Source organism: Pseudorhodoplanes sinuspersici (genome assembly GCF_002119765.1).
In the GTDB taxonomy this organism is placed as follows: domain Bacteria; phylum Pseudomonadota; class Alphaproteobacteria; order Rhizobiales; family Xanthobacteraceae; genus Pseudorhodoplanes; species Pseudorhodoplanes sinuspersici.
In genome coordinates, this window is record NZ_CP021112.1 from 4310404 (window position 1) to 4326074 (window position 15671).

A 15671-nucleotide genomic window follows, 5' to 3' on the forward strand; every position below is an offset into this window, starting at 1 on the left:
GCGTCGCGGCGGCCCTTTCTCTCATTCTGAAATACGCCCCGCTCAAAGCTGCGGCGACCACATTGCCGGCACGAGCTCGTAGCCCTTGGCGGTTTTGGCGATGTAGCCCGAGGCGGGGAAGGGCCAGTGATAGCCGTGTGCCCGCATCTTGTCGGCGGAGGCGCGGTCGAGCAGCGCCTTGCGCGTGGCGACGGCCTGATTGCCATCCATGTCGAAGGCGACCTGCCATTCCGGATTGCGCACGAACAGCCATGGATTGTTGGTGACATCGGCGAGATACAGCATCGACTGGTTGCCGGACGCGATCGAAAAGGCCGTGTGCCCCGGTGTGTGACCGGGCGCGGCAATGGCGGTGATGCCGCTTTCGACGTCCTTGCCGGGTTCGAAGCGCTGCACCTTGGCGGCGATATCGCCGAACACGCGCCGCGCGTTCTTGAACGAGCCTTGCGCCGCTTCCGGCGCCTTGCTCATGTTGCTGTCGTCCATCCAGAACGCCCATTCGGCTGCCGGCACGTTGATCGCGGCATTCGGGAAGAACAGCGCATTGTCCTTGGTCTTGATGCCGTTGATATGGTCGGGATGGAAATGCGAGATGTAGATCGCATCCACCGCTTTCGGATCGATGCCGGCCGCGGCGAGGTTGGCGGCAAAGGTGCCCGATTGCGGTGCCATCGAACCGAGTTGGCCGCCGGTGCCTGTGTCGAGCGCAATCAGCTTCGAGCCGGTATTGACGAGCAGCGTCGTGAACGGAATGGGCACGACGTCGGTGGGCAGGAACGCATCGGCCAAGGCCTTCTGCACATCGGCATTTTCCGCGTTGCGGACCCAGTTGGGCGCGAGTTTGAGGAACCAGGTGCCATCGTTGATGGCGGTCACTTCATAATCGCCGACCTTGAAACGGTAAAAACCCGGACCCTGCTGGCCGCTTTGCGGCGCGGCGGCAGGGACCGCTTTCGGCAACGCCATGCTGGCCGCCGCCAGAGCGGTACCGGCGAACAGGTGACGGCGAGACAATTCGATCATGACGATTTCTCCCCTTGCTGAGACTGGTTGCATTCGGGACTTGTTCTGATGCAGTGGGCCGATCGCGCCAACACCGCCTGCCTATGTCTATTCCATGAAGCTTCGATGGCGATGTGCCGCACAAACGTTATGGTGGGCAAGATATTTCCGCATCCATGCTTGCGGCCGGCCTTGTCGCCTGTCATCGCCACCTCTAGTCTTCCCGCACAAAAAATGACTGCCGCCTGACGGCAGCTATGGGGAGGTCAGCAATGGTGTTTCCGGTTCACGTCCGTACTGCGTGTCTTGCTCTATCGTTTGCCCTTTTTGCCGTGACGGGTTTTTCGACCGGGACTCTGGCGCAATCCTATCCATCGCGGCCGGTCACCCTGATGGTGCCGTTTCCGGCCGGTAGCACCACCGATCTGGTTGGACGGATTCTGGCCGACGAATTGTCCAAAGCTGTTGGGCAGAGCGTGGTGATCGACAATCGCGGCGGCGCAGGTGGCAGTGTCGGCTCCGAAGCGGTCGCGCGTTCCACGCCGGACGGTTACACGCTGCTGATGGGAACGATCGGCACGCACTCGATCAATCCGGCCGTCTATGCAAAGATCAACTACGATCCGATCAACGATTTCTCGCCGATCATCCAGTTCGGCACCGCGCCGAATGTGCTGGTCGTCAATCCCGATCTGCCGGTCAAGAATGTCAAGGATCTGATCGCCTATGTCGCCGCCAATCCGGGCAAGGTGAATTACGGATCGTCCGGCAACGGCACATCCAACCATCTGTCGGGCGCGATGTTCGTTGCCCGCAATGGGTTGAAGGCGACGCATGTGCCGTATCGCGGCGGCTCGCAGGCGATCACCGATCTTTTGCGGGGCGAAGTGCAGTTCATGTTCTATCACTATCTGCCGCTGCTCGGTCACATCAAGGACGGCAAGCTGCGTGCGATCGCCATCACCAGCGCCAACCGCATCGATGCCTTGCCGGGCGTGCCGGTGATGAAAGAGGCCGGCATGGACGATTTCGAAGTGTCGGCCTGGTTCGGCGTCTGGGCGCCGGCCAAGACACCGAAGGACGTCGTGGCCAAACTCAACCAGACGATCCTGAAAATCATCAAATCGCCCGAGGTACAGAAGAGCCTGCAGGCGCAGGGCATCGATCCGGTCGCCGGTTCGCCGGAAGACTTGCTCAATCTCAATAAGGCCGAACTGGCGCGATGGTCCAAGGCGGTGGAGCAGGCGGGCGCGAAATTGTCGAATTGAACGTGGGTGCCATCCCGCCGCGGTGTCCGACCGAGTGTTTGAGGAACCAAAAGCTGAGGGAGATCGGCCGACCTCCCTCTCATCACAAAATGATCGCTAGGGAGAAAGTCGAATGCTGAATGTTCGCACGGCTGCTGCTGTCCTCCTTGCTACACTGGCCGGTCTGGCGTCAGGTTCTGTGTCTGCCGCCGCACAGCAATGGCCGACCAAACCTGTCACCGTCATCGTGCCCTTCGCGGCGGGCGGCAATGTCGATGCGGCGGCGCGTCTGTTTTCCGAGCGCCTGTCGCAGCGGCTTGGCCAGCAATTCGTGATCGAGAACAAGAGCGGTGCCGGCGGCAGCATCGGCATTGCCGCGATGGCGAATGCCAAGCCGGATGGTTATACGCTCGCGGTGGTGTCCGCCGGCACGCTGTTCATCCTGCCGCACATCTACAAGGAGAAGCTCGGTTACAACAGCCAGAAGGACATTCTTCCGATCGCGATGGTCGCCTATCAGCCGAATATGGTGATCGTCGATCCGAAGGTGCCGGCCAAGACCGTTCCGGAATTCCTGGCCTATCTGAAGAACAATCCCGACAAGCTCAGCTATGGCTCGTCCGGCATCGGCACCTCGCAGCATCTGTGCATGGAGCTGATTGTGCAGCACACGGGGGCGAAGATCGCGCACGTGCCGTATCGTGCATCCAACCAGATCATTCAGGACCTGATCGGCGGCCAGATCCAGATGACCTGCGATCAATTCTCCACGGCCTATCCGCAGGTGCAGGGCGGCAAGGCGCGGGCGATCGCGGTGTCGTCGCTGGAGCGCTATTCCGTCGACCCGTCGATCCCGGCTCTGGCCGAGACGGTGCCCGGGCTGGAGGTGACATGGACCGCGGTCTTCGTTGCGCCCAGCAAGGTGCCGCCGGAGATCGCCGGAAAGTTGGCCGCAGAGTTGCGCGAGATCGCCAAGGATCCGGCGATGATCGAGAAGCTCAAGGGGCTTGGCGTGACGCCGATGAGTGTCACCGGCCCCGAACTGCAGAAGATGATCGCGAGCGATTACGACAAGTGGAAGCCGATTGTCGAGCGTGCGAAGATTCCGCAGCCTTAAATCTCCGTTTAGCAAGACTGCATGATTCGCGCGGACTGGCCGCGCGATCCGCAAAAAAGTTTGTCGCGCTGTGTTAAAAAACAGCGCGGCAATCTGGGTGCGTATGGCGCAAGAGCGCAACAGCGCTTCACGCTAGAGACGGATAGTACCGGCCTATCGCGGCGCGACCTGATGGGAGCGGCCGCAGCGACAGGGAGCCTGATCGTGGCTGCGAGCGGTTCGAACACATATGGCGACGGCGGACAGCCGCCATTCGGTCCGGGGCCCTCCGTCCTGCAAGGCAAGGAACTGCCGTCCTTCCGCTTTGACTTCAGCGCGCAGAAGCCAAGGACAAGCGATGGCGGCTGGGCGAAAGAAGCGACCGTCCTGAAATTTCCGGTTTCGGAAAAGCTCGCCGCTGTGCTGATGCAGCTGGTGCCGGGGGGCTTGCGTGAATTGCACTGGCACGCCAATGCGGCGGAGTGGGCCTACGTGATCAAGGGACGCTGCCGCGTCACGACGATCGATCCGGACGGACGTTCGGAGATCGTCGATTTTAATCCGGGCGATGTCTGGTATTTCCCGCGCGGTCACGGTCATTCCATTCAGGGGCTCGGGCCTGACGATTGCGAATTCCTTCTCGTGTTCGACAACGGCTATTTCTCCGAGTTCGGCACCTTCAGCATCACCGACTGGATCGGCCATGCACCGGCTGAGGTGTTGTCGAAGAATTTCGGCGTTCCGCCTTCGACCTTCGCATCCTTCCCGAAGGATGAGGTGTATCTGGTGAAAGGCGAAGTGCCGGCGCCATTGCCGCCTGAACCGGTGCCCGGTTCACTCGATATCCCGGCGCTATCTCACCGCTACCCATTCCTCGCACAACGTCCGCAGATTTTCGAGGGCGGCACGTTGCGGCTAGTATCAGAGCGCGAATTCCCGATTTCGACGACGATGACCGGCGGCCTGTTGCAGATCAAACCGGGCGGGATGCGCGAGCTGCATTGGCATCCGAATGCCGACGAGTGGCAATATTATCTCAAAGGCAAGGCGCGGATGACCGTGTTCGGCTCCGGCGGCCGCGCGCGCACCGAGGAATTTGCCGCCGGCGATGTCGGCTATGTGCCGCAGGGCTTTGGCCATTACATCGAGAATATCGGGCCCGACGATCTCGAGGTGGTGCTGGCGTTCAATAGCGGTATCTATCAGTCCATCTCGATCACCGCCTGGATGGCCGCCAATCCGGCGTTGTTGCTGTCTACCAATTTCGGCGTACCGCAATCGGTCTTTGCGAGTTTCCCGAAGGGCGAGACAACGATGCCGGATTGAATCCGGCTTTGTGCGCCGTCCGTTGTGCTGGGGCGGGATCGGTCAGTTGGCCAGAATCTGCTGCCCGCTGTTGTCGCCATAGGCTTCTTCGCGATAGAGCCCTAAGGCTTCCATCACCGGAAGATCGTTGAAGCTGAACAGGCACGCGTCTTCGCTTTCAGAGGCGTTGGCATGCTCATGCCACATCCATGACGGTACGCAGAAGATATCACGTTCGCGCCAGTCGAAACGTTTGCCGCCGATGATCGAGTAGCCGCGGCCCTTGGCGACCTGATAGATGAAACTGCCGGTGTGGCGGTGGGCCCGTGTTTTCTCACCGGGCCGGAGCATCTGCATGCTGGCGCCGATCGTCTGCATCACATGCCCGCCGGTGATCGGATTGACATACTTCATCATGACGCCGTCGAACGGCGAGCCGTCGGTGGCCTTGCCATAGTCCTGCAGGGCTTCGTAGGTCGGTGCCCATTCATACTTGAACAGCGGCGAATATCCTTTTGACCAGGTGGTGTTGACCGGTGTCAGCCCAGGATGTCCCCAGGTCTTGCTCGTATCGTTTACCGGATAAGTCACCTCCTGCTGGAGGTTTGGGTGGACGGCATAGAAATTGGCTTCAAGCGCGTTCACCAACGGGATATCCAGCCCGTCCTGCCAGATGCAGGGTGTACCGTCCGGCTCGACGCCGTGTTCATGCCAGGTGCCGTTGGGTGTCAGTACGAAGTCGTTGGCACCGAGCGTCATCTTGTGTCCGTCGACGATCGTATAAGCGCCGCTGCCTTCCATGATGAAGCGCAGCGCCGAGGCGGAATGCGCATGAGCGGATGCGACTTCGCCCGGATTCATCACCTGCAGACCGGAATACAGCCAGCCGACCGCCGCTGATACGTCGCGGCGGCCCGGATTGTTGAGATAGACGACCCGCCGTCCGGCCTTTTCAGGTGTCACCAGTTGCACAGAGCGCAGCACATGGTCGCGCAGGTCGGCGTAGCGCCACAGCACCGGCACGGAGGATGATTGCGGCGCCCATGGTTCGATCGTGTTGGCGACAGTCCATAACGCGCCGGTTTCGTACTGTTCGAGCTCGCGGTAGTAAGCCTCAAGCTCGGGCGTGTCTTCGACATTGGCGCGGCCGATGATGTTTTCTCTCATTGCGCTCTCCCTGGCTTGCCCGCGCCGCGACCTGCAAAAGCACTGGCCGCTTCGGGGCGTTCGAGCGGCAAATCCATGCGGTCCCAGTCGGTCTCGGCGGATATGTCCGGCTCGTTTGCACGAGCCGCAGCATCTCCCGAGCCGAGCGGGGAGTGCGCGCGGCGGTTGACGCGAAGATCGAAGATGTCGAAGCGGTTATAATGGCCGATGATGTCGTGCATCTGCTTGGGCTGAATGCACCGGGCGAGGTCGATCTCGGCATAGACGATGCCTTCGTCGTCGATCAGCGGCGAACCCACAGTGCGTCCGTCAGGGCCGATGATGCCGGTAAAGGCGCTCGACTTGCGTTCAAGCTTGGCTCGCGCATCGGGGACAAGGCTTTCCATCGCTTCGATGATCTCTTCAGAAACGGTCGAACACGACACGATGGTGAACAGCTTGCCTTCGAAGGAATGCGCGATCGCGCGCAGCTTGATGGCTTCCGCCATATCGTAATCGGGAGGCGCGACGGGGAGGGAGATGTAGCTTGCAACATGCACAAGCTCGCCCTGGGCCAGCAGCGAAAACCGCGCCAGCGTGTTGGTATTCTCGCCGCAGGCCAGTCCGCCCAGCGGGCCGATGGCGGTGTCGTAGACGCGAAGACTGGAGCCGTCGCCGTTTGTCCATGTCAGCTTTTCAGCCCAGGTCGGCACAAGTTTGCGATGCTTGCCGAGAAGCTTGCCGTCGGGGCCGATGAAGACCAGCGTGTTGTAGACCGCGCCAAGCGAGACCGGGCTGCGTTCATTCACGCCGATCACCACGTATATTTCCGCCTCGCGCGCAACACGCCGGAGTGCATCGATTTCGGCGCCGGGAACAAGGATCGATGCGCGCACCAACTTTTCGAACCACGCGCCGCCGCTCACCGGATCGGTGATCCAGTTCCAGTACGGATATCCCGGAACGAACACCTCCGGAAAGGCGACGATCTGCGCGCCGTTTCTCGCTGCCTCGCGGATCAGCGAACAGGCTTTTTCGATCGTCGCGGGCGTGTCGAGGAAGACAGGTGCCGCTTGCACAGCCGCCGCCTTAAAGCGTGGGAGCTTCAGCATGATTGTCACCTCGCGGTCAGCGGTCAGCGTCTGATTTTCGAAAATAAATATAATTTTGGAATATGAGTCAATGCGGTTTGCGGTTGTCCTCTTGATGAGAGGGGCTTAGGCCGCACGATGAAAATTGCGTTCGATGGCTTCGCCGGTTTTCCGATAGTGGGCCTTGAGGAGTTCCACGGCCCGCGCGGCATCGCGTTTGAGCGCCGCTTTCATGATCGCTTCGTGCTCGGCGTGGATATTGCGGCCTGACGGTTTGCCTTGCGTGCCGGCGATCAGGATCGGTCGACGGTAACGCTCGGTCTGTGCGTAAAGTTGCGCGGACATGTCGAGCAGGCAGCGTGAATCCGCTGCCCCGATCAGAGCGGCGTGAAAATCGCGATGTCGGCGTTCCAGTTCTTCATTTTCATCCTCGGTTCTCGGGCGAAGAAGCGCCGACAGGCGCTTGGCGCAACCCGACAGCGCCTGAAACGTGCCCATGACCGATCCCTCCCAATCGTCGTCGCCATGTTGCACCGAGCGCCGTAACGCCTCACCCTCGATCAGAATGCGAGTCTCAATGCAGTCCCACATTTCGCTCAGCGATAATTCGGCCACGCGAAAGCCGCGCAAGGCTGATGCCACCACAAGGCGCTCGCTTTGCAGCCGGCTCAAAGCCTCCCGCAGGGGCGAGAAGCTCAAGCCGTATCGCTCTTTCAGGACCTCCAGGCGCAGCGGCCTGCCGGCGCCGAAGAACCCGTTGAGAATGTCGGCATGCAGACGCTTGTAGGCCTGTTCGCCAAGCGTCGGTCCGGCTTCCTGGGCGACTGCTGGAGCGTTGCCGTTCCGGCTCGACGCGACGGCGAGGGGCTTGCCCGTGCGCCTGGTGGAATTGCCCTGATCTTTCATCAGCCGAACCCTTCGACCTGTTGCCTGTTGAATGCCGCCGCTCAGCGCCTTGTTCGCCCCTGAGCGCCAGTTCCCCTATCACATATTATCGTGAATATCACATATTTTCGTAAATCCTTGACTCGGGCCCTTGGTCGCGACTAAGTCGCCGACGATGCCGTGCGTCGAAAAGGACTGCGATCCATGAAGCTGGTCACTTATGAGCGAGAAGGGCAGCGTCGTCTGGGCGTGATCGTCGCTGACTCCGTTGTCGATTTGCCGGACCTCGCCGCCGCAGCGGGAAAAACCTGTCCGCAGGACATGCTGTCATTCATTCAGCAGAGCCCCGGCGCGCTGGAATTGGCCAAGGCTCTGCTCACCAAGGCCGATTTGATGGCGAGATCGTCCATCCCTCTTAGTCAGACGAAGTTGCTCGCGCCGCTGCCGCAAACGCCAAAGGGTGTGATCGGTGTCGGACTGAACTATGTCGCGCACGTTGCGGAATCGAGCCGCACCATGGAAACGCAGAAGGATGTGCCGTCGCATCCGGTCATCTTCATCAAGCCATCGACATCGATCGTCGGGCCGGAAGAGGCGATCGTGCATGACGCACAGCTGACAAAGATGCTGGACTGGGAGGCCGAGCTCGGCGCCGTGATCGGCCGGCGATGCAGGAATGTGTCTGAAACCGAGGCCATGGATTACGTCTTTGGCTACACCTGCGTGAATGACGTATCGGCAAGGGACTTGCGGCATGGCGGGCAATGGTGCTTCGCCAAGGGGCAGGACACCTATGCGCCGATGGGCCCCTGGATCGTGACCGCGGACGAGATTGCCGATGCGCACGATCTGGACATCAGTCTGGTCCTGAATGGTGTCGAAAAGCAAAAGAGCAACACGCGGCATATGATTTTCAATATTCCGAAGCTGATCGCTCATTTGTCGTCGGGCATCACGCTGGAGCCGGGCGATGTCATCGCCACGGGAACGCCGGAGGGTGTGGGCATCAGCCGGACGCCGCCGGAATTCATGAAGGCAGGCGATGTGGTGGAGGTGGTGATCGAAAGCGTCGGCACCTTGCGCAATCACGTCATCGCCGCATGATCGCGGGCTCGCGCGAGAACGACATGCTCCCGTGACTGAGGCTGCTGTGTCGTTGCGGCGAGCGCAATACGCTGGGCTATCCTCCCGGCGCGCGATGGGTTAGGACGCCTCCGCCTTGGAGGTTCCATGAAATTCCCGTTTGCGGCATTGTGCGTCCTGCTCGTGGTCGATGCGGCGCAAGCCCAGCAGCTTGAGCCAGGGCGTTGGCGGGTGATGACCACGCAACTTAATCAAGGGCCGGTATCCGAACCGCCGCAGATCAAGATGCGCTGTCTGACGCCGGCGGAGGTGGCGGATCCGGCCAAGACTTTCACACCGGAAGTGTCGACCGTGAACGCCATTTGCGAGCGGACGGAATACAGCCTCGAAGGGAACTTCCTGAAATGGAGGCTGCAATGCCGCGGCCAGATCGACATGGATGTGGCCGGGCAATTCATCTTCGAAAGTCCGACGCGCTACACCGCCATGATCGCGACCAAGGCAACCGCCATGGAGCGGATCGTGCATTCGACATTGTCGACCATCGACGGCCAGCGGGTCGGAGATTGCTCCAAGACCGGCGAATGATATGCGTCAGTCCGGCAGCATGTTCTTCTGGCGCGGATAAAGGTGGTCGCTGGCGACCGTCGCCATGATCAGGATCGGGGTGGCGAGAAAGGCGCCGATCGGCCCCCACAGCCACGCCCAGAAGGCAAGCGACAGAAACACCGCCAGAGGATGCATGAGCAGCTGTTTTCCGATGATGCTCGGCACGAGGAAGTGACCTTCTATGAAGGTGAAGGTCATGAAGATCGCAGGCGCAATCAGCGCCGGCCACAAGGTGTCGAAAGTCAGCAAGCCGATGAAAAACAAGATGGCGTGCATGATCCCGGGGCCGACATACGGGATGTAGTTGAGGATGAAGGCGAGGGCGCCCCATAACAGCGGCGCCGGAAATCCAAGTACCCATGTCACGGCGACTGCAAACAATCCGACACCAGCATTGATGATCGTCACGGTGATGAGATAGCCGCTCAAGCTGCGCTCGATATCGTTGACGATTTTCAGCGCCCGCAATCGGCCGTCACGCGTGCTGAAGATGTTGACGACATAGCGGCGCATCGCGGCGCGGCCGAACACGAAAAAGAACAGCGTCGCAAAAAATAGAACGAACTGAAGGACGGCTGGTGTCACGGCGCCGAGCACGTTGCCGATAACTTCGGCCGGTTGATTGACATCCACCGAAAGGCCGCTGGCGCCCATGATCTCGGCACGCAATTCCTGGATGGCGGCGAGCGGCCGATCCATGAAACGGAATTTTTCCTTGATCGCGGTGCCGATTTCGGATGAGCGCGCGATGAGATCCGATGCCGGTTCGGATACCAGGACGATTGCGACATAGAGCGCGGCCGCGATCAGTATGACGATCGCCAGCGCCGGGACCCAGGCGGGCAAACCGTGCCGTGTTGCAGAACCGGCGAGGGGCCCGAGCGTCAGGCTCACGATCAGCGCGCCAAGGATCGGCATCAGCAACGGCCGTGCAACGTAGAGAAACGCACCGAACATGATCACGGCCATCAGGATGGTCGCGACTTGCGCCATGGTGCGCCAGAACGCGGCTGTATCTTCGAATGGAAACGGATCATGAGCACCGACGCGGATATTGCGTCCGGCGAAGGTCCAGTTCGAAACGGGCGTGGATGCAGACCCAGAGTTTGCCGCGATCGGCGTTTCGCTTTCGGCTTCGCGTGCCATTCGAGTATCCGGCCGGACCTCCGGCAATGGGCGCTGCAGACGCAAACTCCGCACGAGGGCCGGTCCGTCGGCATCGTCGGGATCGCGCTTCGTTTCGAGACAATCCGTTAGCCATACCGAAGTTCCATTTGGGTCTGAGGGCCTGGAACCTGTGCCGGATTGGCACGTTTTCGATGGCACTGCGCTTGCTAACCTTTCCTTAACCATAAACTGTCCGCTCGGACGGAGGCAGGAATGATCGGCAAGCTGGCGATTGCGTATGTCTTGGCTGTATTGGGTCTGCCGGCGGCGATGACCGGATCGGCGTTCGCCCAGCCGGTCACTGACAGGGCTGTTGGAAGCTGCGTGTTTTCCGGCGGGCTCCGCCATTGTGTGCGCCAGTATCGCTACGACGCCGGCGCGACTGGTATCAAGACAGTGCGTGAGTCAGGACCGGAGGATGTGGCCGAGAACCGCGAGCGCGAACGCAAGTGGGTCGAGCATTGCAAACCGATCGTGCGTCAGGATGCGTATGGTGTTGGCCGCTACGCCTATGCCGCGCGCGGTTGCGAATACGGCCGGATCGGGGATTGAGCTTCGCCACGTGCAGCGGCAGCGCAGGTCAATAATATTGGCTCCGGCGTGACGTCATGAGCGGCACGACCAACAGCACGAGAAAAACCAGTCCCACGGTCATCAATGCGGCCATCGGCACCTCCCAGGGCGCCGCGATCGTGCGCGTGGACTGCTAATGCGCGCTGAAGAAAGACGGTTAATGGTGTGATTGTCGGCCTACGTGCCACCGATGATGCGCACCGGAATCGTCGGTGGCCGCTATCCATCGTGCGCTTCGTTGATCACGAGCGTATGCGGCCGCGACTTCACGTCCGCCAATTCCCATGTCGCCTGTCGAGGCCGTGGCGGCTTGACGTTTCCCTGTGTGGTCATAACCGCGACAAAGGCGGCGGCGAGGATAGCAATCATTCGCATGGCAGAACTCCCGGCACTGGGTCGTTGCTGCACTGCGGTAGGTTCAAGCCGGGCCGGGAAAATGCGACGGGTGAGGGGCGGAGGCGGCCTCCGTGGGGATGGCGCTTAAAATGAACGGCAATTTTTATTACATCTTTGTAACGTTGCTTGCCGGTGGGCTGACGGCCACTATCTGACCGTCAGACGGATGGGCTTTGACGCCCCTGAGCCTGTCTGTTCAAGCCCGGCCTTCGTGCCGGGCTTTTTTATGTGCCGGGCTTTTTTATTTTTCGAGCCGCCCGCGAACGGGATGGAGCTTCGTCTGCGCTGTTGGCAGCGGCATCTCGGTGCTTGCGAACATGTATCGGCGCTGTTAGCTCTGCCCGCCGTGCCGGCATAGCTCAGCGGTAGAGCAGCGGTTTTGTAAACCGAAGGTCGGGAGTTCAATCCTCTCTGCCGGCACCACTGCGGCCCCGACGAAAGCCTCAGCATTACCGGCCGGAATCCCGCCTGGGGCCATTTCACAGCGACCGGAACGGTATGGACGGAGGGTTATGGCCCATTCCGGCCACGCTATCGCCCCGTTCCCCCGGCACAGATCGCACTCCCCGGGGCAGTCCTCTTCCACTTCGACAACATTGCAGGTCCAGACCTCTTGATGGCGTTCGCAGCAATCCAGACAACCGTCCTTGCGCGCTGTTGTGCGCTGCTGTTCGGGCTTGCCGGATTGTCCGCCGGTGTCAGCGGCTGTTCGACCTCGCCCGAAGGGCCGGCGGCCTTTGCCGCGACGACCACGCAGGCGCCCGCTCAGGCGGGCATCGCCAACAATCCGACTTTGGTGGCGGTGACCACACGCAACGCCGTGAAAGGCGCCCGGTCGAAGCCGTGGTTCGGCACGCAGCGGGCCAACCAGCCGAGCAATGTGCGCATTCACTTGTCGTCTCCCGCCGATGGTCCGCTCTCCGCGGTCGGCATCGGCGACTGGAGCATCAAGACGGTCGAGACGGTGCCGTTCGGAGAAAGTTTCTCCGCCAGCTACGGCCGCCGCGACGTGCTGGTCTATGTTCACGGCTTCAATCAGACCTTCGAGACGGCAGCTCTCGACGCGGCACGGTTGTCCGATGGTCTGAAATTCCGCGGCGACACGATGCTGTTCTCTTGGCCGTCCAAGAACAGCCTCTTGAATTACATCTACGACCGCGAGAGCGCGCTGTGGTCGCGCGACGCGCTGGAGGAGATGCTCGATCAGTTGATGGCAGACCCATCTGTCGGCACCATCCACATTGTCGCGCATTCCATGGGCACGATGGTGACGGTCGAAGCGCTGCGGCAGCTTTACGACCGTCGTGCTGCGGCCATGGCGAGCCGCCTTGGCGCCGTCGTTCTGGCGTCTCCCGATATCGACATGGATGGTTTCAAATCGTCGATCACGCGGCTTGGCGGCTTTTCGCGCAAGATCACCGTGCTGACGGTGGCGAACGATCGCGCGCTCAGCGCGATGCGCAACATGGCGGGCGGCGTCACCCGCGTCGGCATCGCGGAAAAAGCTCAGCTCGAAGCGTTGGGCCTGCGCGTCATTGATGCGTCCGATTATGCCGGTGGCGGCCTCAACCACGATCTGTTCCTGACCAACGGGCAGGTGCGGGAGGTGATCCGCCGCGTCATGGACGATGGCCGGCCGCCCGCTTTCGCGAGCGGCGGCGCAATCCAATAGGCTGTCGACGCAGCTAAATGATCAGGAAGTCGTTCTGCGTCAGCAACGGAGCGCCGGTCAGCGTCGCGAAATACACCGCCGCTTCACCGCCCGATCCATCCGCGTCCCAGCTCAGATTGCCGCTGCGGGAATCGTAGATCATGGTCGGCATGTCGGTCAGTGGGTCCGAGGTCCGCGCGAAGACGAAATCGTCGACACTTTCCAGTCCGAATCCCTCGGCCGACAGTGCGATGTGATCGCTAAAAAAGTCGGTAATCGTATCGCCGGCCTCGGCCGCGGAGGCGAAGTAAAACGTATCTGGGGCGTCGCCGATGCCAGCACCGCCGGTCAGCACATCCCGGTTGGCGCCGCCGTCGATGAAATCGCTGCCGGCGCCGCCGCGGACGGTGTCGCCGCCTTCGCGGCCAAACAGCCGGTCATTGCCGTCGCCGCCTTCAAGCATGTTGCGGCTCTGCCCGCCGGACAGCGTATCGTTGAAGGCGGAGCCGATCAGGTTCTCGATCGAGAACAGATACTCGCCGGTGGCGCTGCCGCCATTGTTATACGGCCGGGTGAGATCGATGATCACCGCGGACTCGGCATCCGCGAACACGCCGGTGTCGTTGCCGCCGCTGCCGCTCAGCATGTCGACGCCGCGGCCGCCATAGAGCATGTCGTCGCCGAGGCCGCCATACAGGAAATCGTCGCCCTCGCCACCATAGAGAATGTCATTGCCAGCATAGGGCGCATTGAGGTCGTCGCCATAGATGCGGTCGGTGCCGCCCATGCCATAGACGATGTCATCGCCGCCGTATGCCAGGATCAGGTTTTCGCTCTCGGAGCCGATGATGAAGTTGTCCTGCGTGTTGCCTTCGCCCATCTGCCAGCCGGAGCCGGTCATGATCATCTGTTCGACATTGAGAGCCATCCGGTGGCTGTTGCCGTAGATGCCGTCCGGATTCGTGAACATGATATCGTAGCCGCCATCGGCCTCTTCGATGATGACGTCTTGGAAGTGATCGACATAGTAGATGTCGTTGCCTGCACCGCCTTCCAGCCGGTCCGCTTCGGTTCCGCCGTCGAGGATGTCGTTGCCGTCCTGGCCGAACAGCTGGTCATTGTGCGCGCCGCCATACAATCTGTTATCTCTTTCGTCGCCGGTGAGCCGGTCGGCGCCAGTGAGACCGGCAAGATGCGGATATTGCGGAGTTGTGAACAGCACGTCATCGCGGTTGGTGCCGTAGAGGATACCATTCTCCAATGTTGCCGCGCTTGGCTGTACGATAGTGCTGCTTGTGCGCAATGTTGCAGCGGTATTGACCGACTCGAACCGAGCATTCTGCATTACAGTTTTCTCCCCAGGGGTGATGCACAGCGGGCATAGGCAATCACAGAAACGGCTGACATCGAGTCCAACTGCGCCGGATTTCTCCTGATGTTACACTCGGCCTGAAGTGTGAACGACATTGCACTGTTTGCTTCAAAATGCATGTCACGAAAGAAAGACAAAATGATCTGATGCGACACATCGCGTGCTGGTGTGATGTGAGATGTTATGCGTGATGATGTTGTGAGTGGTATGATGCGCACGCGTTAGCAGATACCAGGTACGAGCCAACCGCTGCTCCTAGATTCGCGTTTCAATCGCGGTATTTTCAGCGCGAAATTTTTTGCAAGCTAATCGCGATCTGGTGGACATCGCGCGTACGTTCAGCCCGCATGTAATTCGTCGATCATCGGAAGTGCGTCGGTATTTTTGCACGTGCCTGATGTCCGGTGCGCGCAAGCGTTGCCGGCATGGATTGTTGCGCGGCTTTCGTTCTGATGTCGTGCTGAGGGACAAAAAGAAAACGGCCCACGCCGATGCGCGAGCCGTCTCATATTTCAGATGTCCATTGTAATCAGATAATGCGGTCTTTCGTCTGCTGCACCGAATAATACATTTTCGGTTCGACGATCTTGAGTCCGCTCGGCGTTCCGACCGCCAGGACCAGCACCTCGATCACGTTCACGACCGAACCATTCTTCTCAAGCTCGGCAACCTTCTGTCCCGGAAAAAAGCCCACAGTCGCGACAACGCAGGCATCGCTCTGGCCGGCTTCGTTATTCACGGTCGTCAAGGTGTTCTGGATATCTGCCGAGGCATCGTCGCCCATCAGGCTGACAAATCGTTCGGCTTGCTGCTTGGTGTCGCAAATGAGACCCGATCCGACCATGATCTCATTGGCTGTCGTCGTCTGAGTCCTTGCCTTGTCTTTGGCATTCGCCACGACAGTACAGGACAAAACGGTGGCCAGCACCAAACCCGCACATAATTTCATTGCTGCCTCCTAAGGCGTCACCGGAGCGGTGAGGACGCATTTCCTGCGTCCTGCACCAACGTCCCCATGTAGTCAGCAGTTCCTCTTTAGCCACGCGCT

15 protein-coding genes and 1 tRNA gene are annotated in these 15671 nt (G+C 60.5%); 8 read left to right on the forward strand and 8 right to left on the reverse strand.

What is annotated here, in order from left to right; genetic code table 11:
* Positions 1–42: 42 nt before the first annotated feature.
* Positions 43–1023: an MBL fold metallo-hydrolase gene (locus tag CAK95_RS20930; protein WP_086089673.1), complete on the reverse strand. Its 981-nt coding sequence runs from the start codon at positions 1021–1023 to the stop codon at positions 43–45.
* Positions 1024–1274: 251 nt separating this feature from the next.
* Here CAK95_RS20930 and CAK95_RS20935 point away from each other — a divergent pair, with 251 nt between their 5' ends.
* The 3 genes from CAK95_RS20935 (at position 1275) to CAK95_RS20945 (ending at position 4671) form a co-directional block, all read left to right on the forward strand.
* Positions 1275–2270, forward strand: coding sequence for a Bug family tripartite tricarboxylate transporter substrate binding protein (locus CAK95_RS20935; protein ID WP_157699690.1), 996 nt, complete (start codon positions 1275–1277; stop codon positions 2268–2270).
* 112 nt (positions 2271–2382) lie between these two features.
* Entirely contained in the window at positions 2383–3366 is a 984-nt protein-coding gene (locus CAK95_RS20940) for a Bug family tripartite tricarboxylate transporter substrate binding protein (RefSeq protein WP_086089675.1), read from the forward strand.
* 21 nt (positions 3367–3387) lie between these two features.
* Positions 3388–4671: a cupin domain-containing protein gene (locus tag CAK95_RS20945; protein WP_086089676.1), complete on the forward strand. Its 1284-nt coding sequence runs from the start codon at positions 3388–3390 to the stop codon at positions 4669–4671.
* A gap of 42 nt (positions 4672–4713) precedes the next feature.
* Here the strand turns inward: CAK95_RS20945 and CAK95_RS20950 are convergent, their stop codons facing one another.
* From CAK95_RS20950 to CAK95_RS20960, 3 genes are all read right to left on the reverse strand, one after another.
* Entirely contained in the window at positions 4714–5817 is a 1104-nt protein-coding gene (locus CAK95_RS20950) for a cupin domain-containing protein (protein ID WP_086089677.1), read from the reverse strand.
* On the reverse strand, positions 5814–6908 hold the full coding sequence (locus CAK95_RS20955; protein ID WP_086089678.1) for a carbon-nitrogen hydrolase family protein: 1095 nt from the start codon (positions 6906–6908) through the stop codon (positions 5814–5816). Before CAK95_RS20955 ends, CAK95_RS20950 begins: the two co-directional genes overlap by 4 nt.
* 105 nt (positions 6909–7013) lie before the next feature.
* Entirely contained in the window at positions 7014–7793 is a 780-nt protein-coding gene (locus CAK95_RS20960; protein WP_086089679.1) for a GntR family transcriptional regulator, read from the reverse strand.
* Positions 7794–7976: 183 nt separating this feature from the next.
* Between CAK95_RS20960 and CAK95_RS20965 the strand changes: the two genes are divergently transcribed.
* Both CAK95_RS20965 and CAK95_RS20970 read left to right on the forward strand, forming a co-directional pair.
* Positions 7977–8876, forward strand: coding sequence for a fumarylacetoacetate hydrolase family protein (locus CAK95_RS20965; RefSeq protein ID WP_086089680.1), 900 nt, complete (start codon positions 7977–7979; stop codon positions 8874–8876).
* Between the two features lie 126 nt (positions 8877–9002).
* Positions 9003–9443 (forward strand): DUF3617 domain-containing protein, encoded by a 441-nt coding sequence (locus CAK95_RS20970; RefSeq protein WP_086089681.1) that lies wholly within the window; start codon positions 9003–9005, stop codon positions 9441–9443.
* A gap of 6 nt (positions 9444–9449) precedes the next feature.
* On the opposite strand, the gene CAK95_RS20975 is transcribed toward CAK95_RS20970, so the two are convergent.
* Positions 9450–10610: an AI-2E family transporter gene (locus tag CAK95_RS20975; RefSeq protein ID WP_157699691.1), complete on the reverse strand. Its 1161-nt coding sequence runs from the start codon at positions 10608–10610 to the stop codon at positions 9450–9452.
* A gap of 234 nt (positions 10611–10844) precedes the next feature.
* On the opposite strand from CAK95_RS20975, the gene CAK95_RS20980 reads away from it, so the two are divergent.
* A complete protein-coding gene (locus CAK95_RS20980; RefSeq protein ID WP_157699692.1) occupies positions 10845–11183 on the forward strand; it encodes a hypothetical protein in 339 nt (112 codons plus the stop codon).
* 240 nt (positions 11184–11423) lie between these two features.
* On the opposite strand, the gene CAK95_RS29335 is transcribed toward CAK95_RS20980, so the two are convergent.
* The gene (locus CAK95_RS29335) at positions 11424–11579 is read right to left on the reverse strand and encodes a hypothetical protein (RefSeq protein ID WP_157699693.1); all 156 of its coding nucleotides are present in this window, start codon (positions 11577–11579) and stop codon (positions 11424–11426) included.
* Between the two features lie 369 nt (positions 11580–11948).
* Here CAK95_RS29335 and CAK95_RS20985 point away from each other — a divergent pair.
* Together CAK95_RS20985 and CAK95_RS20990 are read left to right on the forward strand one after the other, a co-directional pair.
* Positions 11949–12023 (forward strand) — tRNA-Thr (locus tag CAK95_RS20985).
* Positions 12024–12216: 193 nt separating this feature from the next.
* The gene (locus CAK95_RS20990; RefSeq protein ID WP_086089684.1) at positions 12217–13272 is read left to right on the forward strand and encodes an alpha/beta hydrolase; all 1056 of its coding nucleotides are present in this window, start codon (positions 12217–12219) and stop codon (positions 13270–13272) included.
* Between the two features lie 13 nt (positions 13273–13285).
* Here the strand turns inward: CAK95_RS20990 and CAK95_RS20995 are convergent, their stop codons facing one another.
* Positions 13286–14596 (reverse strand): calcium-binding protein, encoded by a 1311-nt coding sequence (locus CAK95_RS20995; RefSeq protein WP_086089685.1) that lies wholly within the window; start codon positions 14594–14596, stop codon positions 13286–13288.
* Positions 14597–15152: 556 nt separating this feature from the next.
* Positions 15153–15572, reverse strand: a complete 420-nt coding sequence (locus CAK95_RS21000) for a hypothetical protein (RefSeq protein ID WP_086089686.1) — start codon at positions 15570–15572, stop codon at positions 15153–15155.
* Positions 15573–15671 lie beyond the last annotated feature (99 nt).